General features: G+C 65.2%; 24 protein-coding genes and 1 tRNA gene. 8 read left to right on the forward strand and 17 right to left on the reverse strand.

Annotated features, from left to right (window positions below; translation table 11 throughout):
• Window positions 1-2: 2 nt before the first annotated feature.
• Together Hhyl2_RS13610 and Hhyl2_RS13615 are read right to left on the reverse strand one after the other, a co-directional pair.
• Window positions 3-326, reverse strand: coding sequence for a DUF7521 family protein (locus Hhyl2_RS13610; protein WP_483551311.1), 324 nt, complete (start codon window positions 324-326; stop codon window positions 3-5).
• 2 nt (window positions 327-328) lie between these two features.
• Window positions 329-676 (reverse strand): helix-turn-helix domain-containing protein, encoded by a 348-nt coding sequence (locus Hhyl2_RS13615; RefSeq protein ID WP_483551312.1) that lies wholly within the window; start codon window positions 674-676, stop codon window positions 329-331.
• Window positions 677-778: 102 nt separating this feature from the next.
• On the opposite strand from Hhyl2_RS13615, the gene Hhyl2_RS13620 reads away from it, so the two are divergent.
• The 5 genes from Hhyl2_RS13620 to Hhyl2_RS13640 all read left to right on the forward strand — a co-directional run bounded on the left by Hhyl2_RS13620 (window position 779) and on the right by Hhyl2_RS13640 (window position 4815).
• Window positions 779-1645, forward strand: a complete 867-nt coding sequence (locus Hhyl2_RS13620; RefSeq protein WP_483551313.1) for a lysostaphin resistance A-like protein — start codon at window positions 779-781, stop codon at window positions 1643-1645.
• 50 nt (window positions 1646-1695) lie between these two features.
• A complete protein-coding gene (locus tag Hhyl2_RS13625; RefSeq protein ID WP_483551314.1) occupies window positions 1696-2379 on the forward strand; it encodes a helix-turn-helix domain-containing protein in 684 nt (227 codons plus the stop codon).
• Between the two features lie 68 nt (window positions 2380-2447).
• Window positions 2448-3485, forward strand: coding sequence for an ATP-binding cassette domain-containing protein (locus Hhyl2_RS13630; RefSeq protein ID WP_483551315.1), 1038 nt, complete (start codon window positions 2448-2450; stop codon window positions 3483-3485).
• Window positions 3482-4393: an ABC transporter permease gene (locus tag Hhyl2_RS13635; protein WP_483551316.1), complete on the forward strand. Its 912-nt coding sequence runs from the start codon at window positions 3482-3484 to the stop codon at window positions 4391-4393. Before Hhyl2_RS13630 ends, Hhyl2_RS13635 begins: the two co-directional genes overlap by 4 nt.
• Before the next feature lie 230 nt (window positions 4394-4623).
• Window positions 4624-4815 carry a hypothetical protein gene (locus tag Hhyl2_RS13640; RefSeq protein ID WP_483551317.1) on the forward strand — a complete coding sequence of 64 codons (192 nt, stop codon included), beginning with the start codon at window positions 4624-4626 and terminating at the stop codon, window positions 4813-4815.
• A 244-nt stretch (window positions 4816-5059) separates the two neighbouring features.
• Here Hhyl2_RS13640 and Hhyl2_RS13645 read toward each other — a convergent pair.
• Both Hhyl2_RS13645 and Hhyl2_RS13650 read right to left on the reverse strand, forming a co-directional pair.
• Window positions 5060-5132: transfer RNA gene (locus Hhyl2_RS13645), tRNA-Arg, on the reverse strand.
• A gap of 52 nt (window positions 5133-5184) precedes the next feature.
• Window positions 5185-5763 carry a 2Fe-2S iron-sulfur cluster-binding protein gene (locus Hhyl2_RS13650; protein WP_483551318.1) on the reverse strand — a complete coding sequence of 193 codons (579 nt, stop codon included), beginning with the start codon at window positions 5761-5763 and terminating at the stop codon, window positions 5185-5187.
• A gap of 136 nt (window positions 5764-5899) precedes the next feature.
• Here Hhyl2_RS13650 and Hhyl2_RS13655 point away from each other — a divergent pair, with 136 nt between their 5' ends.
• On the forward strand, window positions 5900-6343 hold the full coding sequence (locus Hhyl2_RS13655; protein ID WP_483551320.1) for a type IV pilin domain-containing protein: 444 nt from the start codon (window positions 5900-5902) through the stop codon (window positions 6341-6343).
• A gap of 168 nt (window positions 6344-6511) precedes the next feature.
• Here the strand turns inward: Hhyl2_RS13655 and gnd are convergent, their stop codons facing one another.
• Complete coding sequence (gene gnd / locus Hhyl2_RS13660; protein ID WP_483551321.1) at window positions 6512-7408, reverse strand: phosphogluconate dehydrogenase (NAD(+)-dependent, decarboxylating); 897 nt, start codon at window positions 7406-7408, stop codon at window positions 6512-6514.
• 103 nt (window positions 7409-7511) lie between these two features.
• On the opposite strand from gnd, the gene Hhyl2_RS13665 reads away from it, so the two are divergent.
• Both Hhyl2_RS13665 and Hhyl2_RS13670 read left to right on the forward strand, forming a co-directional pair.
• Window positions 7512-7829, forward strand: a complete 318-nt coding sequence (locus Hhyl2_RS13665; protein WP_483551322.1) for an SHOCT domain-containing protein — start codon at window positions 7512-7514, stop codon at window positions 7827-7829.
• A 46-nt stretch (window positions 7830-7875) separates the two neighbouring features.
• On the forward strand, window positions 7876-8973 hold the full coding sequence (locus Hhyl2_RS13670) for an aminopeptidase (RefSeq protein ID WP_483551323.1): 1098 nt from the start codon (window positions 7876-7878) through the stop codon (window positions 8971-8973).
• A 12-nt stretch (window positions 8974-8985) separates the two neighbouring features.
• Here the strand turns inward: Hhyl2_RS13670 and flaJ are convergent, their stop codons facing one another.
• From flaJ to Hhyl2_RS13730, 12 genes are all read right to left on the reverse strand, one after another.
• Window positions 8986-10731 carry an archaellar assembly protein FlaJ gene (gene flaJ, locus Hhyl2_RS13675; RefSeq protein ID WP_483551324.1) on the reverse strand — a complete coding sequence of 582 codons (1746 nt, stop codon included), beginning with the start codon at window positions 10729-10731 and terminating at the stop codon, window positions 8986-8988.
• Window position 10732: 1 nt separating this feature from the next.
• On the reverse strand, window positions 10733-12406 hold the full coding sequence (locus Hhyl2_RS13680) for a type II/IV secretion system ATPase subunit (RefSeq protein ID WP_483551325.1): 1674 nt from the start codon (window positions 12404-12406) through the stop codon (window positions 10733-10735).
• Between the two features lie 2 nt (window positions 12407-12408).
• Window positions 12409-13173, reverse strand: coding sequence for an archaellum protein ArlH (arlH, locus tag Hhyl2_RS13685; RefSeq protein ID WP_483551326.1), 765 nt, complete (start codon window positions 13171-13173; stop codon window positions 12409-12411).
• Entirely contained in the window at window positions 13170-13640 is a 471-nt protein-coding gene (arlG, locus tag Hhyl2_RS13690; RefSeq protein ID WP_483551327.1) for an archaellum stator protein ArlG, read from the reverse strand. The genes arlH and arlG overlap by 4 nt, the downstream gene beginning before the upstream one ends.
• Window position 13641: 1 nt before the next feature.
• Window positions 13642-14085 carry an archaellum stator protein ArlF gene (arlF, locus tag Hhyl2_RS13695; protein ID WP_483551328.1) on the reverse strand — a complete coding sequence of 148 codons (444 nt, stop codon included), beginning with the start codon at window positions 14083-14085 and terminating at the stop codon, window positions 13642-13644.
• Entirely contained in the window at window positions 14069-15727 is a 1659-nt protein-coding gene (locus Hhyl2_RS13700) for a FlaD/FlaE family flagellar protein (RefSeq protein ID WP_483551329.1), read from the reverse strand. The genes arlF and Hhyl2_RS13700 overlap by 17 nt, the downstream gene beginning before the upstream one ends.
• A 266-nt stretch (window positions 15728-15993) precedes the next feature.
• Window positions 15994-16515, reverse strand: a complete 522-nt coding sequence (locus Hhyl2_RS13705) for a chemotaxis protein CheD (protein WP_483551330.1) — start codon at window positions 16513-16515, stop codon at window positions 15994-15996.
• Complete coding sequence (locus tag Hhyl2_RS13710; RefSeq protein WP_483551331.1) at window positions 16515-17732, reverse strand: chemotaxis protein CheC; 1218 nt, start codon at window positions 17730-17732, stop codon at window positions 16515-16517. Before Hhyl2_RS13710 ends, Hhyl2_RS13705 begins: the two co-directional genes overlap by 1 nt.
• Window positions 17733-18092 (reverse strand): chemotaxis protein CheY, encoded by a 360-nt coding sequence (gene cheY / locus Hhyl2_RS13715; protein ID WP_012807767.1) that lies wholly within the window; start codon window positions 18090-18092, stop codon window positions 17733-17735.
• A gap of 95 nt (window positions 18093-18187) precedes the next feature.
• Entirely contained in the window at window positions 18188-20194 is a 2007-nt protein-coding gene (locus tag Hhyl2_RS13720) for a hypothetical protein (RefSeq protein WP_483551332.1), read from the reverse strand.
• A complete protein-coding gene (locus Hhyl2_RS13725; protein WP_483551333.1) occupies window positions 20191-20670 on the reverse strand; it encodes a hypothetical protein in 480 nt (159 codons plus the stop codon). Before Hhyl2_RS13725 ends, Hhyl2_RS13720 begins: the two co-directional genes overlap by 4 nt.
• A 46-nt stretch (window positions 20671-20716) precedes the next feature.
• Window positions 20717-21283 carry a DUF7500 family protein gene (locus Hhyl2_RS13730; RefSeq protein ID WP_483551334.1) on the reverse strand — a complete coding sequence of 189 codons (567 nt, stop codon included), beginning with the start codon at window positions 21281-21283 and terminating at the stop codon, window positions 20717-20719.
• Window positions 21284-21338: the final 55 nt, after the last annotated feature.

The following is a 21338-nucleotide window of genomic DNA, read 5'->3' on the forward strand; positions in this document are numbered from 1 at the left end:
GATCAGACCCGGAGGCCGTAGATGATACAGAGCAGCCCGGCGATCTCGCTGGTCTGACTGAGGACCTGGACGGCGACCTGGCCGCCGGGGATCGGCAGCGCGAGGTAGACGAGCGTCAGCGCCAGGGGGACGCCCAGCGCGAGGACGAACCCCAGCGAGAGGAACAGCATCGGACGGCTGTCGTTGCGGCGGTACCCCTGGTAGGCCAGATAGGCGATGCACAGGCCCAGGACGGCACCGACCAGTTCGTACGAGAGCAGGCCGATGCGGACCAGTTCGGAGGGCTGGCCCGCGGACTGTAACGCGACGGGAAGGGGTCCGATCATGGTCACATCTCCTCGACGAGTCTGGTGAACCGGTCGGCCATCGACTCGTCGCGCTCGATACTGACCGAGAGCGTCCCCGCTTCGAGTGCGACGACGATGCGGTCGAGGTTCGGCGCGTAGACGTTCCGGTGGTGGCCGCCCTCGGGGTCGGGGCGCGTCTGTTCGACGACGAAATCGGCCTCGCGCAGGCGTTCGAGCCGGCGGTAGATGGTCGGTCCTGACGCCTCGCAGCGCTCTTTCAGACGTGTCGCTGACATGGGTTCCTGACTGGTCTCGATGAGTATCTCCCGGGCCGTCTGGTCTTCGAGTATCCCGCCGACGGTCTCGGGGTCCGGCGCGTCGTTACTCATCAGTACGTCGTTCGGCGAACCCGATGAAAGATGTACCGCCGCTTCACGGACTGAAGCCGTGGCTTCCGGTCTTTGCCCCCGGAACTCCCATCTTCGACTGTGATGACGACACACCGATTCGCACCCCCGCCTCGGCTCGTAGCGCTCGCAGACGACCATCCTGTGGCAGCATTCTACGCGCTCACGCTCGCGTTCTCCTGGTCGCTGTGGCTTCCCCTGTTCGCGACTGTCGACCGGGTGACGCAACTGTACGTGATACCGGGGGCGTTCGGGCCGGCGGTCGCGGCGGCACTGCTGGTCTGGCTCCGCGGTGGCTCGGTCCGCGCCTGGCTCCGTGACGGCTTCGACTGGCGGGTCGGACGGCGGTGGTACGCGGTTGCGGTTGGCCTCCCGGTCGTACTCGGCGCTGCGATGGGTCTGCTGCTGGCGGCTGTCGCTGGCGAGTTCACGACCGCTCGACTCGACCGCGTCGTGCTGGGCTATCCTCTCGTCCTGCTGTTCACGACGCTGCTCGGCGGTGGCCAGGAGGAGTTCGGTTGGCGTGGGTTCGCGCTACCCGCACTCCAGCGGCGGTTCGACGCACTGACAGCGAGCGTCGCTGTCGGCGTCGGCTGGGCGGTCTGGCACCTCCCGCTGTTTGTCTTCGACATCGGATACGGTTCGTTCTCGTTCCCGCTGTATGCCGTCTTGCTCGTCGGCTTTGCTATCATTTTCACCTGGCTGTACAACAGCAGTGGCGGGAACGTCCTTCTCGCGATGGGACTCCACGGTGGTATCAACACGGCGTCGAGCCTCGGCGGCGCCGTCGTCTCCGATCCGGCAGGGGTCGCCATCCCCACGCTGCTCGCGTACGTCGCCCCCGTCTGGGTGGTCGCTGCGGGACTCCTGCTCCGGTACGGCCGCGCGACGCTCGCGGCCGGGACGGCCGTCCCACCGTCGACTGCGACCGACAGCCGGAGCCCTGCCTGACTCTCGACCGGAGTGAGAACTGCTATTTCGGTGGGGGTTCGCTTGCCAGTATGGCGCTGCTCGCCGAGTTCGACATCCCTTGTGACCGGCTCCCGCTCGTCGGTGTCGCGGCGGCTGTCCCGTCGGCGACACTGGTCCTGCAGTTGCAGTTCAATCACGGCCGGCGACCGCTGTTCGTCCTGACGGTGACCGATGGGTCGCCAGCAATCGGGACCGCACTCGACGACGCTGTCGACGTCGACGAGTGGACGCTGATCGGCGAGGCCGGCGACACGCGGCGGTACCAGGCCGTCCCGGCCTTCTCGCTTTCCGAACAGCTCGGTGACGTCCTCGACGACCTCGACGGACTCAGAGCCCTCGCAACGGCCGACGCGGTCGTCCACCGCATCGAGGTGCTACCGACGGGCTGGCGACAGTCAGGCTGGTTCGCCGACCGGACGACCTTCGACGAATTTCGGCGTTTCTGGCAACGTAACGTCGGATTCGAACTCCACCGCCTCACCCATCCGGACGCCCCTGAACCGCCCGGCGACGGCCTGACCGACAGCCAGCGCGAGGCGCTCCGGACGGCCTACGAGATGGGTTACTTCCACATCCCTCGGGCGGCGTCGCTGGGGGACGTGGCTGCGGAACTGGGGATCACCGCCTCCTCGTTGTCCGAGCGCCTCCGGCGCGCGCAGACTCAGTTGATCGAGGAGACCGTCGCGACGACGTGGCCGCCGCTGCCCGACTGAGGGGACTTAAACGGCCGGACCAATTCGAGACGGACCTTCCCGGGCGGTCGGCGAACGTCACTGACGCTATGGCAGTCCAACAGTCACGCGACCGGACCGAACAGGAGACAACCCCGCCGGACACGGACCTCGCGATCGACGCGACGGACGTCCAGGTGACCTACGCCGACGGCACCGAGGCGGTCCGTGGGGTCTCACTCGCCGTCGCCGAGGGAGAGTTCTTCGGCTTCCTCGGTCCCAACGGCGCCGGCAAGACGACCACCGTCAGGACACTCGTCACGCTGTTACACCCGACAGCGGGGACCGTCCAGATCAACGGCTACGACACCGTCGACGAGTCACGGGCGGTCCGGGAGTCGGTCGGCTACATGGCACAGGAGACCAGCATCGACCGCGAACTCACCGCTCGCGAGAACCTCCGTGTGGCCTGTGAGATATACGGCGTCCCACGGGTCGAGCGCAGCGAGCGGATCGAGGACCTGCTCGAACTCGTCGGATTGCAGGACGTGGCCGACGACCGGGCCGAGACGTTCTCGGGCGGGATGCAGAAGCGACTCGACACCGCGACGGTGCTCGTCCATCGGCCCCCGGTCGTCTTCCTCGACGAACCGACGACCGGGCTCGACCCCGAGGCACGCCGCCGCGTCTGGGAGCACGTCGAGCGGATCAACGACCGCGGGACGACGGTCTTCCTGACGACCCAGTACCTCGAACAGGCCGACCGGCTCTGTGACCGACTGGCGATCCTCGAAGACGGGCGTGTGACCGCGACGGGATCGCCCGACTCGCTGAAGGCCGCGGTCGGGACGGAGACGCTCTCGGTGACGCTTGCGACACCGTCCGACCGGCAGTGCCGTCGTGCCGTCGACGCGGCACGCACCGCGCTCGAAACGGCGACCGTCGAGCCGACCGTCGACGGGCTGGTCCTCGAAGCCGACGACGTGCGCCAGGTCGCGGGCGACCTGTTCGCTGCGCTCGCCCAGGCCGGCGTCGCCGTCCAGTCGTTCGACGTCGACTCGCCCACGCTCGACGACGTCTTCCTCGCGTTGACGGGCGGGGACGAGCATGCCGACAGCGACGCGACCGCCAGTGGGGTGGACCGATGAGCGGGACGACGGATGGTGCCGACACGTCAGGGACCGCGGAGCGAGCGGCCGGGAACGGTCCGCTGATGGACGTTCGTGTCAGCTTCACGCGCTGGCTGGTCAAGTCCTCCCGGAACCCGTTCGTCACGTTCACCTCGTTGGTCCAGCCCATCGTCTTCTTCGTCCTGATGGCGGCCGTCCTGGGCGCCGTCGTCGAGGGCGTCCTGGCCCAGTCGCTCGGCCCCGCCGTCTCCTACGTAACCTTCCTCACGCCGGCGATCGTGGTCCAGTCGGCCCTGGCCGCTGCGGCCGTCTCGGGGATCGGCCTGGTCGACGACATGGAGACGGGGATGTTCGACAAGACGCTCATCTCGCCGATGCATCGGAGCGCGATGTTCCTGGGCAAAGCGCTCTCCGAAGTCGTCCGCATCACCGTCCAGACGGCCATCATCCTCGTGCTGGGGTACGCGATGCTGGCGCTCGAACGCGGCGCGAGTCCCGCCCAGTACCTCCAGACCGGCGCCGTCGGCGCCGTCGGCATCCTTACGGTCACCGTCCTCTTCGGCGGCGTGTTCATGGCTTACTCGACCGTCGTCGCGCTCGTGACTCGCGACCGCGACGCGACGGTCATGCTCTCGAACCTCCTCACGTTCCCCCTGCTGTTCGTCTCCAGTGCGTTCGTCCCGCTGGACGCACTGCCCGGCTGGATTCGGGCCGTCGCCGTCGTCAACCCGGTCACCTACGGTGTCGACGGTATCCGGGCGCTCATGCTCGGCCGGGACGTCATGACCGTCCTCGACGTCTCGATGTTCGGTGGCCTCTGGAACACGCTCGTCCCTGCTGTCGCGGTCCTTCTGGGATTCAATCTCGTGATCGGTGCCCTCGCGGTCCGACTGCTCGCCCGCGCGGCGAGTGCCGAGGTACAGTAGTCGGTGGTCACCGGGAACTGCCCGTCGTCGGAACTACTACGCTGTGGGGGCCCGGGACACCGGCCGACGTGGTGGCGACATCGTATCGATCTCCGAAGTGATCGTGTCGGCCTGACTCGACGTGGCCCTCTCGACACTCCGTTCGTACTCTGTCGGTGAACCTTCTCTCGGGGAAACATAATTACCACTCCCGATCAAACTGCCGCGATATGGTGTACTAGTGAGACTGCATGGATCGATCACGATACCGACCGCTCTACCTCGGTGCGCTCGCACTTGGCATCTCGTTAATCAGCGCCGGCAGTCTCCTGGCCACTGGCAGTCTCGTCGACTTCTTTCCCGCTCCCATCGCCCTCGGTGCGCTGCTGGTCTTCCTGACGGCACTCGTCGCCGGTCCGGTTGTCTACAGCGTCGTCGATTGACTGGACGTGGCCTAGCACGGGGCGAGGGAATTGAACCCGATGCGAGACTCCTCTGTTCGTCTCGCGTGATTCAAACCCCGCCGCGGTGCTATTCGCCCCGCACGTCCGTTCGTCGCAGAATAGCGGGCGGCGAGGGATTTGAACCGAAGCCAGACGTGCTCGCTTCGCTGCGCGCGACTGGCAGGGTTCAGAATCCCTCGCGTAGCGCATTTGCTGCTCGCGGATTGCTCGCAGCAAAATACTACGGGCGGCGAGGGATTTGAACCCCCGACCATCTGGTCCGGAACCAGGCGTTCTGTCCGCTGAACTAGCCGCCCTCGATAAATCGTACTGGATAGCCCGTCTTAACGGTTGTGAACAAGCGACCGGTCAGGGCGACTCGCCGGTCTCGATGCTGAACTCCGCGACCGGGTAGGCGACACAGGTCAGGCAGTAGCCCTCCTCCATGTCGTCGTCCATCAGCGAGTCGTTCTGACTGTGGCGGATGTACTCCTCGGCGGGGCCGTCCTGGATGTGACCCGCGCAGGAGATACACTGCCCCTGTCGGCAGGCGTAGGGCAGGTCCCAGCCCTCGTCCTCGCCGGCGTCGAGGATGGTCTCGTTGTTGGCAACCTCGATAGTCTCGCCCTCCTTCTCGAACTCGATCTCGTAGTACTCGATCTCGTCGTCGGCGATGTCGTCCGGGTCGAAGCCGGCCTCTTCCTCCTCTTCCTCGCCCTCACCGAGTTCGCCGGCCTCGCCAGCCGGGATCGCTGCGGCACCGCCGCCGCCGATCGACCGGTTGTACGGTTCGGGGAAGTCCGTCTCCGGAACGGTGGCGGCGCGCTGTTCGAGGACCTCCTGGGAGATGTCCTCCGGGGCATCCCAGCCAGTCCCTTTCGCGTAGTGGAGCGCCACCACGATCAGCGTCAGCAGCGCCCCCGCGCCGATACCTACGAGTTCAACCATGTGCGCGCCTATGGAGTACTGATTTAATTAGCTGTTGTTTCAGACACAGCGGGCGTCCCGTCGAACTGGGGGCTGTCGTATCACGTTCCATTCTATCGACCGGAACTACTTTTGATACAACAGTCAGATACAGCGTATGGAGCTGCGTGAACGGTGGAACGACCTCGACACGGGCGTGAAGATACTGGTCGGCTTGGGTGTGGGGTTTGCCGCGCTGTTGATCCTGATTCCGATCGTGGTCATCCTCTCGGCGGTCGTCGCTTCGTTCGTCCTGGGTGTGGGAGACGCACCCGATGGACCGCAACCGCCCCAGATGGCGACTGCCTTCGACTACGAGTCGACGGCCAACGGAACGACGGCGACGATCACCCACGACGGCGGTGACACGGCCAACGCGACGTATCTGACCGTCCATGCCGGCGACCGGGTCGTCGACTGGACCGACGACGACGGCAGACTGTCTGCGGGCGACGCCATCGAACTAACTGTCGAACCGGGCACGACACTCCGGGTCGTCTGGGACGGCCCGGACTCCTCGGCGACACTCGCCCGCAGTACCGTTCCCGAAGCGACGTACTGATCGCGGGACGCCCAACGCGCCTGCCTCTCCTACCGATACGGGACATCGTGACGACCGAACCCGTACCGACCACCGTTTTTCCGTCGGGTGGCCTCGCAGTGCTCGGCCATCACTCGGGAAAAACGTGGGCGAAAAAGCCCGACTCGCAGCGCGAGTCGCGTACCACTCTTACCGCCGCGGGACCTCGTGACGCCCGAACCCGTACCGAAGCCGACTGGCCAGCCGCCGGGAGAACCGCCCGTCGTCGGCCCGCGAGCCGAACCGCTCGGCCAGGGACTGGTAGATCAGTGGCACCGGAACCTCCTGTTCGAGGGCCTCCTGGACGGTCCAGGTACCGGTCGAGCCACCCTCGACGCGGTCGGCGACGTCGCCGAGGTCGTTGCCCTCCTCGCGGAACGCTTCCTCGCAGAGTTCGAGCAGCCACGAGCGGATGACGGCACCGTTGTTCCAGGTGCGGGCCACCGCTTCCAGATCGAGGTCGTAGCGGCCGTTCGCGAGCAGTTCGAACCCCTCGCCGTAGGCCTGCATCAGCGCGTACTCGACGCCGTTGTGGACCATCTTGACGTAGTGGCCCGAGCCTGCGGGACCCATGCGGTCGTGGCCATCCGGCCCGGTGGCGACGGCGTCGAAGACCGGCGTGAGCGCCTCGTAGGCCCACTCGGGGCCGCCGACCATCAGGGAAAAGCCCAGTTCGGCGCCAGCGGGGCCACCGGAGGTGCCACAGTCCAGGTAGGCTGCGTCGGTCGAGTCGGCCCGGCGGACCGAGTCCTCGAAGTAGGAGTTCCCGCCGTCGACGACGACGTCGTCCGCGTCGACTAGCCCCTCCAGTTCGTCGAGTGCGGCGTCGACCGGGTCCCCGGCCGGCACCATCAGCCAGATACGTTTCTCTTCGCCCAGTTTCCCGGCGAGGTCCTCGATCCCGTCGGCCGGTCGTGCGCCGGCATCGGCGGCGTCGGCCACCGCGTCCTCGTCGATGTCGAAGACGACCACGTCGTGGCCGTCGTCGAGGACGCGGTCGACGACGATACGGCCCATCCGTCCGAGTCCGATGACGCCAAGTTCCATACCGGCAGGTCTGTGAGCGGGCAGGTAGGGGTTCCGGTTCGAGCCCCGGACTTCTAAGTAAGCACTCACTCAAATTTATTACTCTCCGGATACAACTGCCTGTATGGACACTGATTACGACACCGCGACATACGGACTTGTGACTGGAGTACTCTCTCTGGCGATTCTGCTGGCCGGCCTCGGCGGCCTCGCGCTCGGGATTTCCTGGGCGTGGGTCGCGTTCCCGGTCGGCTACGGCGGCGTGTTGCCGCTGACGCTCGGGTGGCTGCGATGGCGGTCGCAGGCATCCGAGGGCTCGTCTACGGCGTCCGGTGTCGCCGACGCTTCGGTCACGACCCTGCGTGAGCGCTACGCTCGCGGGGATATCGACGAACAGGAGTTCGAACGCCGGGTAGAGCGCCTGCTGGAGACCGATTCGTGATCGAGCGGGCGGTACGTTTTCACCGGTGGCCCCCCTCGCCGTGGGCATGGACGACCGCATCCGCGACCACGCACGCACGCTCGTGGACTGGAGTGCTCGCATCGAGGCCGGCGACGACGTCGTCGTCCGGGTCGAGGAGGGCGCCCACGACCTGGCCGTCGCCGTCGCCGAAGTACTGGGCGAGCGCGGCGCGAACCTGCTCGCCGTCTACGACAGTGACGAGATCACCCGCGCGTACCTGCGGGCACACGAGGAGGACTTCGCGGACGACCCCGACTACGAACTGGCGCTGTACGAGCGGGCCGACAGTGTCCTCGCGCTCTATGGCTCGCATAATACCGCCGGGAGCGCCGACGTTCCTGGCGAGCGCCGCCGGGCCTACGCGACCGCCCGCGAGGGGATCCGGGAGGCTCGACTGGACACCGACTGGGTCTCGACACAGCATCCGACGCGGGCGATGGCCCAGCAGGCCGGGATGGCCTACGAGGCCTACCGGGACTTCGTCTACGACGCGACGCTCCGGGACTGGGAGGGCCTGGCCGAGGAACAGGCCCGCCTGAAGGAGATTCTCGACGGGGGCAGCGAGGTCCACATCGTCGCCGACGGCACCGACCTCACCATGTCCATCGAGGGACGAATCGCAGTCAACTCCGCGGCCAGCGTCGCCTACGACTCTCACAATCTCCCCTCGGGCGAGGTGTTCACTGCCCCCGAAGCGACCGAGGGGGTCGTCACCTTCGACGTCCCGATGACCGTCCAGGGTCGCCGTATCCAGGACGTCGAACTGACCTTCGCGGACGGCGTCGTCGTCGACTGGACGGCCGGCCAGGGGGCGGACGTGATCGCCGATATCCTGGAGACCGACGAGGGTGCCCGCCGCCTGGGCGAACTCGGCATCGGGATGAACCGCGGCGTCGACCGGATCACCGACAACATCCTCTTCGACGAGAAGATGGGCGGGACGGTCCACCTCGCGCTCGGCCGCGCCTACGACGCGTGTCTCCCCGCGGGCGAGTCCGGCAACGAGAGCGCCGTTCACGAGGACCTCATCACGACGATGGACGATGGATCGCGCCTCGAAGTCGACGACGAGGTGATCCAGCGCGACGGCCTGTTCCGGTGGGAGGACGGGTTCGAGGCGTAACCCGGCATCGGCTCATATCTGGAGGAACTGGGTCACCAGCCACTTCGTGAACGTCCCCGTACTGGCGCCGATCCAGGTGAGGATGACGAAGTGCATGTAGGTGTTGGCCTTGTGGCCCCCGTCGACGGTCCGGATCATCAGGCTGGACAGCATCGCCGAGAACATGATGATGATGACCAGCAGGAACTCGATGAGCGGGATGTTGTAGACGCCGGTGTTGATCAGCGAGTTGACGTCCAGCCGGCTCCCGGCGTTGAGGTCCAGGGACATCTGTGCGAGGATGTTGACGACCTGGAGGCCGATGAAGAACGCGAACGTCGAGGCCGCGGTGATACCGTAGAGTAGCCCGATCAGCGTCGTCGCGGCCTGCTTTCGCTTCTGGCGCAACTGGAGCACTTCGTTCATGTTCGAGGCAATCAGTTCGCCCAGTTGCTTCGGCGAACCACCCATCTCCCGGCCGATGAGGTACATCTCCGAGAACGTCTGGATGAGGTACGACCGGCAGTCGGCGGTGAAGTACCGCCAGGCCGCGGTCGGCTCGATGCGCATGTTCAGGCGCTTGTAGAGGTCGTTGATGTTCGGCGTCAGCGGCCCGAAGTCCTTCTTCCGCAGCGTCCGCAACACCTGCCCGGTCGTCGACTGCTTGGCGCCCTCGGTCGCCCCCAGCGCCCGGATGAAACTGGGGAACTCCTGATCGCGGGCCTTGATCTTCTGTTCCTCCTGCCGGAAGACGATACCGGGGATGAGCATCGGCGTGACGGGCACGGCCGCGTAGAACGGCAGTGGCACCCCGTCGAACATGAACAGGAGGTCGTCGAGCCCGATGGGTGAGATGCCCGACATCCCGCCCAGCGAGAGCGCAAACAGCAGGACAGAGAGGCTCACCCCGGCGTACATCGACCGGTCGAGTTTCTGCTCGATGGGCGAGGGGTACTCGACGGGGTGGAACCACACGGGGTCGTACGGGGCCATCGACCGGATGGCGAGGAAGAACCCGGACTGGACGAAGACGAACATCACGATGACGGCGCTGACGGTCATCGTCGGGTTCGTCCCCGTCAGCACCGGCAGGACGACCGCGAAGACGAGTGCGAACGTCATCGAGAGGATCATCGACAGGTAGAGGTCCTTCATCACTTCGAGGCTGTCGAGCGAACTCCGGTAGACCGTGGTGTAGTGCTGGATGATCTGTTCCTGTTCGGAGATCAGGTAGTCCTCCAGGGACTGGCCGGCCCCGAGCGTGTAGGCGAGTCGGTCCAGAAAGTCCGAGACGGCGTCGCTGGGGACCTGTTTGGCCCGCCGCCGGCAGGCGTCGTCGAGGCTCTGGTTCCAGGTGTCGACGAGCTGGACGATACGGTGCATCTCCATGGCGAGTTCGCCGTACTCGTCCTCTTTCGCGAGCGTCCGGAACACCTCCATCCGGTCGATCTTCGTCGTCGCCAGCACCGTCATGTGTGTGATCATCAGGTGAAAGCGGTTGTTGAGCTCGCTCTTGCGCTGGGAGAGCAGGATCTTCGGGTAGAACACCGCCGACGCCATCACGAGCAGCCCCAGCAGCGGGATGGGTGCCCGGATGGTGAGGGGAAACGGCAGCAGGAGGCCGGCCCCGACCGTGATGAAGAAGAAGACGACGGCCGGCGCCAGGATGTAGGTGAGATACCGCTCGATGGGGATCTCCATCTGGCGGTAGGACTCGACCAGTCCCTGGATGGTCTCGGAGATCGTGAGATCGAGTCCCTCGGCTTCGCTCTGGGCCATGTTAGTCGGGTCGGGTCATGCTGAAGGGGATGCCCTCGATACCGTCACGCTGGAAGTCGCTGATGAAGTCGTTGACCTCGTGGTAGCCGGTGATCCCCTCCTGGATCGCTCGCCTGATGATGTTCGCCCGGAATTCCAGGTCGTCGTAGATGTCGCGGGTGTCCTCGTAGCCCAGCAGGGTCGCGATCTGTTCTTCGAGCACGAAGGAGTTGTTCATCCCCTGGAAGACGATCTCGTCCTCGACGGGGTCCCAGTTGAACACCTGCCGGGTGACGACACCGTCCATCTCCTTGGAGTACCCCTCGATCTCCTGGACGGAGGTGACACGGCGCAGGACCTGATCGCCCTGCTTGACGCGGTTCTGGAACAGCGCCACGTCGGCGACGTCCATGAACGTCTCGGGGACGTTGATCGGTTCGCCGGTAAAGCGCTGGATCATCGAGACGATGTCGCTCGCGTGGAAGGTCAGCATGACCGGGTGGCCGGTCTGTGCGGCCTGGAAGGCCATCCGCCCCTCTTCCCCACGAACCTCGCCCACGATGATGTAGTCGGGGCGGGACCGCAGTGCCGCGGCGACCAGGTCGAACATGTCGATACTGGTCCCCTCGTCCTCACCCTCACGGGTCAGGAGTTGCTGCCAGGTGTTGTGCGGCGGCAACACCTCGGCGGTGTCCTCCGCGGTGTAGATCTTCGCGTCGTCGGGGATGAACGAGGTGATAGCGTTCAGCGTCGTCGTCTTCCCGGACGCCGTCTCCCCGACCACGAACACCGTCTGTTCGTTCTCCAGACAGAGCCAGAGATACGCCGCTAGCTCCGGCGAGAGGGTCATCCACTTCGTGATCTGGAAGATCGACAGCGGCACCTCGTCGCCCTGCCGGATGGTCAGCGAGGGCCCCTTCAGCGAGACGTCGTCGGAGTAGATGAGGTTCAGGCGCGAGCCGTCGGGCAGCGTCGAGTCGACGATGGGATCGGAGTCGCTGACGGGGTCGCCCATCCGCTCGCCCATGTTCCTGAGCCACTGGTCGAACGCCTCCTCGCTTTCCCACTCGACGGTCGTCTCCAGCATGCCGTAGACGCCGTGGTCGACGTGGCACTCGCTGCGGCCGATGACGTGGATGTCCTCGTTGGCCGGGTCCCGCATCACCGGTTCCAGCGGCCCCAGTCCGACGATATCGCGGTTGAGCCGGTAGAGGATGTTCTCGTAGGTCGACTGGGTGACTTCGACGTTGCCGACGCTCGTAAGGTTCGAGAGCCGCGTGAGCACGCCGTCGTTGCCGTCCTCGTCTTTGACTTTCGTCGTCTCCTGGAGCAGTTCCTCGATGCGGTCGTCGTACTGGGCCTCGCTCTCGGGAGCGGGCTTGTTGACGCTCTTCTCCAGCAGCCGGTTGCGGACCTTCCCGAAGACGACCTGCTCGTCCTCGTCGAGTTCCGGCTCGATGGCGTAGTACTTCATGTCCTGCCCGACGTCGCCGTAGATGTGACAGAAGATGGGGCCACCGACCGGGTAGAGGACGTTCGGCCGGTCGGACTCGTAGTCGCCGTCGGCCTCGTCGATCAGCATGGGGAACTCCCCGGTGATCTGCTTGAACTTCTTCAAGTGGTCACGCAGGTGTGGTCGTCGCGCGGCCATCTGTCGCAGTTCGTCCGAGGGTTTGGCGCGTCCGTGGTCTGTCATTGTTAGGCAACACTCCTGGATTCGATGACGATGCCGGTCCCCGAGCGCACCGAGAACCCGATGGTGTCACCCACCTGTTCGCCCATCCCCGCAAAGCGGAGGACGTTGATCTGGCGCCGGACGTCGTTGCCGACCTCGATCATCTCCAGTTCGATGAACACGTCCGCGATAGCTCGGAACGGACCGATGGCCTCCTCGTCCAGCGTCGAGGGGTCGACGGTCAACATCACGCACTTGCCCTGGGAGATGACGTCACGGAAGTACGAGATGACCTCCAGGGCGGCCTGGCGTTCCTCGTTCTGGCGGACCAGCGCCTCGAACTTGGGGTCGTTCCGGAGGATGGCGTCGAACGTGTCGATGATGACGACGTCGCTGTTCCACATCACGTCCGCCTCCATCAGGCGCTTGAGCAGGTCTTTGCGCTCCTCCTCCTCGTCGTTGTTGCCGGTCAGGGCGTTCGATTCCCCGATATCGGCGTGGAGGAACAGGACGTTCTCGTCGAGGATGTGATCGACCATGTCGTAGGATAGCGAGTGCATCTGGTCGAGGAAGCTCCCGACGGTCAGTTCCGTCGAGAGGTAGGTGACGTCGATACCCTCCTCACAGAGGCCGTAGGCGAACCGCTGGCTCATCGCGGACTTGCCGGCCCCGTAGTCACCCTCGACGAGGATGATACTGCCCGGCGGGATGCCGCCGCCCAGTTCCTTGTTCAGTCGGTCGTGATCGTCCAGTCCGAGCGAGAACAGATCGTTGCTTGCGATACTCATGTGCGGAACTCGAACACCTCCTCGTCACCGTTGGCGATGACCTTGACACGGTGATCACCGCTGGCCTGCCAGTTCGATAGCGCCCCCGTCGATATCTCCAGACGGACCACGTCGCCGGGGTCCCAGGATAGGCCGCCGTTGGGCATCAGCGTCACCGTGTAGCCGGTCGCGAACTCGCCGTCGACGAACACGTCCAGTTCCCCGGCCTCGGCGGCTAACTGCTCCGAGCCGGTGTTTTTCACGTGGAGCGTGATGTTCTGGTTCCCACTGCTGTCGTAGATCGCGCTGGAGCCGCTATCGGAGATGATCTCGATATCGGTGCGGACGTCGCTGCTGACGTCCAGCCCCTGCTCGGAGACGGCACTACTCAACTGCCCGACGGTGTCGGTGAACACGCCGGCGACGCTGGCGGCGATCATCATCGACGCGATGAAGATGATCAGATGGGAGACCGAGACACTCGCCACGTTAGCTCACCACCGTCGTCTGTTCGGTCGCGGCAACGCCGGGACCGGTGACGAGCTTGGCCCGGCCGGGATCACTGGTGATGCCGGTCGCGGTGATCGTCAACTGTTCGGTCGGGAGCCAGAGGTCGGTGCTCGTCGAGCCGTCGACTGCCGTCTGGTAGCCGCTGAGGTACTGGTCGTTCGTGAGCAGGTCGACCTCGCTGACTTCGAGTTCGGTCGAGCCTGTGTTGTCGACGGTGATCTCCAGCGAGTCGGCCGTGCTGTTGTAGACGATGCTCTGGATCTCGATTGCGGTGTTTTGCTGTTCGAGCGTCGCGTCGGCACTGGCCTCCCGTGCGTCGTTGACGTTCTCGAAACTGTTGGCTGCCGAGGTGTAGAACATCCCGAAACCGATGAACGCGGCGACGAAGATGAGCGCCGCCGACCCGCTAACGCTGAAGCCCATCGGAACCACCTCCACGCACGAGTTTCGAGAGCGCGACGCCCTCCGCCCCGCTGTCCTCGTCGAGCTGGGAGATGTAGGTCAGGCTCTCCGTGTGGTGGTCGATTGTCAGCGCCTCGCCGCTGTCGTCGACGTTGTCGAACCCACGGAGGTACGCCCGGAGGTCCGCCGCGACGGCGGCGTCGATCCAGTCGATGGTCTCGTAGTAGTCGATGGCTTTGATCGCTTCGTGGTACCCCGACTCGCTCACCAGGAACTCCAGCCACTCGACGACGATCAGCTCCGCGCCGAAACCGTCGGGTAGCGTCGCCAGGTACGGCTTACCGTCGTCGTCCGCGCTTGCCGCCGTCTCCGAATCGGTCTCGGCCGCGGCGTCAGCATCAGCGTCGCCCGTCGCTGCTGCATCCGTCTCGGCGGATGCCGCTGTCTCCGTCTCGTCGGTGTCGTCGTCTGGTTCGGTCTCCGTGACCGGCTCGGTGTCCGTGTCGGCTTCCGGTTCGGGATCGGCCGCACCACCCTCGTCCGCATCGATGACTTCGTCGAAGAGCTCGTCGTCTTCGAGGCTGTCCTCCATGCCGTCGTCGAGCATGTCGTCGTCCATGCCTGCGTCGTCTGCCAGCATCTCCTCGCCCATGTCGTCGTCCGCTTCGAGCATGTCGCCGTCCATCGCACCCTCGTCGCCATCGTCGTCGAACAGATCGTCGTCCTCGTCGGCTGGCTCCTCGCCTTCCGCCCAGTCGGCGTCGCCCGACTCGTACTCGTCTTTCAGTTCGGCGAACGATTTGCCGCCCTCACCGTCACCGCCATCGTCGGTGCTGTCACCGTCGTCCATGTCCATGCCATCGTCCATGCTCATTCCGTCGTCCATCTCCATGCCGTCGTCGAAATCCTCGTCGAAGGTACCGCCGTCGTCCTCGAAGCCACCGCCCCCGTCGTCGCCCTCGTCGGGGAACATGTCGTCGACCTCGCCACCGCCACCCATCTCCATGCCGCCGGCGTCGTCCTCGACGAGGTCCTCGTCGAAGAAGCCCTCGGCGTCGGCGTTGGCGATGTCGTCGTCGAGGTCCTCCTCGTCGTCGCCACCGTCGTCGTCGTCGAACAGCCCGAAGGACCCACCGCCATCCATCCCGCCGCCCATGCCGGCGTCGACGTCGTCCGCGAACGGGTTGACCCCGCGCGTGACCATCTCGTAGATGTCGAGCAGTTTCCGGACGTTCTCCTCGACCTCCTCGACCGATTCGGAGATGCTCTCGTTCTCCGTCCGGACCGTGTTGACCGTCGAGGAGAGACTCCCGACCTCGTTCTCCAACTCGTCGAGGCGGTGTTCGAGCTCGTCCGTGTCCGGGCCCGTGGCGTCCTCCATGTCGCCGAACTCGTCGTCGCCGAACCCGCCCATCTCGTCGTCACCCTCGTCGTCGAACCCACCCAACCCACCGAGATCGTCGTCGCCACCGCCCTCCTCTGCCATCAGGCCGCCGCCGTCGGCCATCCCGTCGCCGTCTTCGTCGTCCTCGTCCTCGTCGTCCGACAGGATCGAGTCGAACATGTTCTTGATGCTCATGCCGACGAGACCGCCGGACAGGAGCACTATCAGCGCTGGCGCGGCCGCGTCCGCGAGCGCTGTGACGAGATCGGGACTGTTCATTCTCTCTGAAAGATGGCCTCAGATACCCTTCAATATTCCGTCTAGCGTATCACAAGTGATAACTATCGAGTTCGTAGCAGAGAATCCAGGTAAATTCAATACGTCAGGTATAGAATTAATACTTCAACCTCCGTTTCTGCTGGAAATTTCGCTCTATCGACCCTCTATCGTCGATTTGTGGGTGCGCGCCCGTCTGCCAGACGGCTGCCGTCTGTCAGACAGAAATCCGAATCGGATACCCTATCGTGTCCGTCGGTTCTCACAAATCAAAGCGTCGTCGACTCGGTGTTGGCACTCTTGACGACCAGGTCGCCGCTGTCGGCTTTCAGCTGGATCGAACGGCCGTGGTCGCCGCCGACGTCCTCCCCTGCGATCGGGATGTCGAACTCCGCCAGGGTCGCCCGGACCTGTTTCGCGTTCCGTGACCCGATCGAGGAGCCGTTTTCCGAGAAGTCGAGCATATCGCTCCCGCCGGCCATCTTCGCCTGCAGCGAGCCCGTATCGGCGCCCTTGCTCTCGAGCGCGTCGACGAGGGCCTCGACGCCAGTGTCGGCGAACTTCGCCCGGTTGCCCCCCTCGACGTCCTCCGCAGTCGGCAACATGACGTGGACGAGCCCGGCTGCACCAGAGTTCTCGTCGTACAGCGCCACGCCGATACACGACCCGAGTCCGCTCGTCGTCAGCACCGCCGACTCTGTCGTCACTTTGTACTCGGCGATGCCCACCTTGATCCGCTCGGGCGAGCTGTCCTGCGTCCCGTTCGTCCGGCTCCCGTCGTAGACTTTCATTATTCGAAGATCTGTTCCACGCTCGCCTCGGTTTTATCGGCCCTATCGACGTCGAGGTCGTCCAGCGCGGCCCGCAGTTCCTTCTCGTTGGGGAGCGCGTGGATCTCCGCACTGAAGTCGATATCGGGCGTGTGCATCTCCGAATCGATGATGAACGCGTGCTCCTGGTGCTGGCCGACCTGTGCTGCCAGCGGATCGACGATGGCTCGCCCCATGTCGTGGACGAGACGCGGTGGCGTGTGGTCCACGGAGGTCTGGAGGACGTTCGCCCAGCCGTCGACGAACCCGCTTGTCATGATGTTACCCAACTCCTCGATCGCCGCCTTGTGCTGGTCCGTCAACTCGTCGCTGTCCATCTCGACCGGCATCATCGCCTCAGCGACGGTGACCGCCGACGCCTCGTCGAACAGCACGAGCAGGTAGCCACTGGGAACGCCCGTGAACTCGACGACCGTCCCGACGAAGGTCTCGGTCCCGATCTGTTTCGGTACGTCGGTGATCGGGGCGAAACTGATCTGGGTGACCTCGGCCTCGGTGTCGATGCCGGTCATCATCTCGACGTTGCTGGCGGCCTGCTCGGTCCCGCTCTCGGTCATCTCGTTGAACGTCTCGAGCTTGTCGATGGGGACGGCGTCGCCGTCGGTGTCGGCGTGGGACATCATCGTCTCCGTGAGCGACTCGTACTCGGGGAGCATGTAGATGTAGAAGCTCACCGACTCGCCGACCCACTCGATCTCCGATTTGAAGACGAAGACCTGGTCGTGGGCGTCGTGCTCGGGTGCCTCCGGCAACACGTCGGCCCCGGACTTCTCGATGTAGACGGGTGGCGAGTGGTCGATCGTCGCCCCGAGGTAGTCCGCCCACCCGTCGATGAACCCGCTCATCATGATGTTCCCGATCTCCTCGACGCCGCTCTGTGCCATCGCGTCGTCGTCGGCACCACCCGGAACCATCGCCTCGACCATGGTATCGGCGGAGTCCTCGTCGAAGACTAGCACGGTCTCCCCGTCCATCACGCCCTCGAAGTCGAACTGGACGCCGACGAAGTCCCTGCCAGTCAGTTCTTCCCCGACGTCCGCCCGCGGGACGAGCGTGATCTTGGTCACGTCGACCGTCGCGTCGATACCCGTCATCTGGGCCATCGACGCCGTCGCCTGCTGGGCCCCCTCGTGTGCGAGTTGGTTGAACGTACCGAGCGACTGGATATCGACGTTCATCTATGACGGGACGACGTCCTCGATCGCCTCCATCACGCTCGGTTTCTGGAACGGTTTGGTGATGTAGCCGTCGGCGCCAGCCTTGACGGCCTCTTTCATCTTCTCCTCTTGTCCGACGCTGGTACACATGATGACGTTGGCATCGGGGTTCGAGGTCTTGATCTCGTCGGTCGCTTCGATGCCGTCCCGGATGGGCATGACGATGTCCATCATTACGAGATCCGGCGTCTGTTCTTTGTACACTTCGACGGCTTCGACACCGTTCTCGACCTCGCCAACGATGTTGTGGTCCTCCTCCAGAATCTCACGCAGGAGGTTGCGCATAAACTCCGAGTCGTCGGCTATCAGTACGTCTGGCATGACTTATCGAACCGTAGATACCGGAATGAGCTAAATAAAGGTGTCCCGTAAATTATCGCGTCTGATACCGCACTACTGCACCGGGATCCGTGCGCCTACAGCGACGGGAGTCCGGCCGCGATAGCCTGGACGACGGCGAGGGCGTAGCTTCCGTATCGGAAGTACACCAGCGCGCCCAGCACCACGTACGCCGTCCCGACACCGACCGTGAGTGAACCGCTGGCCGTGACGAGCCAGGTCGGGACGTGCCCCGGTCTGACCGTTCGGCCCAGGACGACGCCGGCCCAGACAGTCGCGCCCACCAAGGCAACTGTGGCGTGCAACTGCACCGCTTCGCCGACTGCCAGGTCCAGCGCGGTGATCGCCCACAGCATCCCGAGTGTCACCACGCCGACCCAGCCGGTTGCGGCCCCTGCCTGTCGCCGCCAGTGACCGTCGAGTCCGTCTCGAACCGCCGGTATCCGAACGAGGCCGTAGACCGCCAGCGGTATCACGGGATGGAGATACCGGACCGTGAGCTGGCTGAACAGCGGGAGCAGCGGGAGATAGACGACGGTCAGCACGACCGCTAGCGAGCACACGAGCAGGTCCGTCTGCCGTGCTGGCGAGAGCGACCGGCGCCCGGTCGTGGCTCGCTCGACACGCGCTCGCCCCCGCTGGATCGCGAGTACCGGCAACGCGGCCAGCGCTCCAGCGACCGGCAGTGCCTCCAGCAATGCGAGTTCCACGACCTCGTACTCGTTGAGGTCGTAGCGCACCCCCGAGATGTGACCACTCTGGAGGAAGATATCGGCCAGCCGACCCGGCTGGCCGAGAACGCCGATACCGTCGACGACCGACCGACCGGCGAACTCGAAGACGAACCCGAACACGGTCAGTAGCGGCGCGAACAGGCCGTCCAGTACCGACCCGCTCCCTGATTCGCCGTCGCCGCTGCCCGGTGTGGGAGTTACACCGGGGGGCCCGTCGGGCGTCGGTTCACCGTCCCCGCTGCCCGCAGCCCCCCCGTCCGCGGTCCCGTTCGGCGTCGCCGCCGCGGTGCCGTCCGGCGTCGTCTCCGCGCCACTGTTCGGCGTCCACCCGGTCTCGACACCGGGCAACACCCGCGGTGGCTCGGCCGGATTCCCCGAGATCGCGTAGTTCGTCGCGAACATCGGTGTCAGTGCGACCAGCAGGACGAGTCCGAGCGCCAGCAGTTGTCGTGGCTGCCGCGAGCGTGCCGTCACGAGGTCGACGACGCCGAGGACCACGACCAGGAAGAACCCCTCGAAGGCGTGGGTCCACGTGACGAGACCGGCCAGTGCGTACGCACCCATCCTCGCACGCATCGCCGGTCGACCGTCCCGATACCGGCTCACGGCGAACGCGTACACCACGCCGACGGTCAGCGCCGCGACGAGCGTGTGCCGTTTCGGGATGGTCGCCCAGAACCCGACTGGCGTGGCCAGCCCAGTCACGAGCCCGGCGGCCAGTCCGACCCGCCGGTCGTGGACGAGCCGCCCCAGTCGATACAACAGGAGACAGAGCGTCGCCGCTGCCAGCAGCGTCGAGAGCTGATATGCGACCAGCGCCAGCCGATCCGGATCCAGGTCGGTCGCCGTCCGCAGCGTCGCGACGAAGACTGCTGCCACGAACGCCGTCCCCAGGAGTTCCACCCGCCGGCGGTCGACTCCCGGGAACCGACCGACGGTGTGGACGAACGCGAGCGCACCGAGTGTCCAGAGGCCGTCGATCAGCAGGCCTGGGTCGACGATGGCTGTTGCTCCCTCTAACAGCCACACCAGCGGCACCGCGAGCGCCAGTTGGCCGTAGTTCCGGCCGTACAGTCGCCCGCCGACCTCGTGGAGGCCGGGGAGCGAGCCAAGCGAGAGCGAGTAGCGCACCTCGATGACGTGGAGCCGTCCGTCAGCGAGTGCGACGAGCGTGTTCGCCGTCGCGTACGTGTCCTGGATGAAGAAGCCGACCCGCCAGGTCACTGCGAACGCGAGCGCCAGTCCCAACCAGAGTGCGAGGCCGTATCGATCGCCGAACAGCCATCGTCCGGCCGCACGGAGGCGCTGTCGGGTCCGCTCGACCACTTCGCGTTGCACGTCACTGGTCACGTCGCCACCTCCACGGTGACGTTCCTGGTCGTGATCGTCCTGTCGGCGGTGAAACTCTGGACGCGGACGGTCAGCGCCCCCTCGTAGGTCCCGTTCGTCGCACGGCCGCGTTCGATGCCCTGATCGCCGGGTGTCAGTTCGTATGTCCGCGGGGCGCCGGTGACGAGTGTCGTCGTCACGATGTCGACGTCCAGCGCGGGGACGCTGACGAGGTAGAGCAGTCGCGGCCGGCCAGTCGCGGCGTCGACGGTCACGCTCGCCGCGGGAATCCGAACGTACTCGACACCCGTCCCGAACCTGCCTGTGGTGACCCGGAACTCGTCGTGCTGGATCTCGACGGCCGACACCGTCGCGGTCCCCTCACCGAAGGCAGTCGCCGACTGTCGTGTCACGTCGACGCCGATCAGTGGTCCCATGACCACCAGTGAGACACAGACGAGGACGGCAACACCTGCTGGAACCTGCCGAAGGGTCATCGCCTGGCGTGACAACGGTCGGCACGTAGGATAAATCCCTCGCCGTTCAGAGCTCGATCCCGTCGTCGTCGACCGCTTCGATGAGGTCGGCGATGGTGTCGTCCGGGGAGAGCTGTGTCGACCGGAGCAGCGTCTTGATACTCTCGGGCGGATAGCGGACGGGGACGTTCGACTCCGAGAGGAGGATTCCCAGGACGTCCTCGACGGGGGTCGACCCGTCCATCTGGCGTCCGTACCAGAGCATGAAGCTCTCGAAGACAGTGACGATGTCGTTCGAGACGAGCTTTTGCTGATCGACCTCGCCGTCGAATTTCGCGGTCACGTCGAAGCCGTACCGGGCGTTCGAGGCATCCATCTGTTCGGCCAGCCACTCGTGGACGTTCGCGTCGGTGAACTCGGGTTCGGGTTCGGGGTCCGGCTGTGGCTCAGGCTTCGGTTGGGGGTCAGGCGTGTTCGTGACGTTCCCGTGTTTCTCGTCGGTTCGGACGTCCGAGGAGACGACGTACCGTCCCTCGTCGATCTGTGTCACGTGCTCGTCGTCCGCGATGTCGAGCTCCTCGGGGGAGAGAATCTTCCCGTCTTCAGGGTTCGTGTCGTCTGACCCCTGTGCCATACGAACTAGTGTGTCAGGGACTGGTATAACTCCGTCGGCGAGAACGAGACAGAAA

This window comes from Haloarcula sp. H-hyl2, from assembly GCF_056934385.1.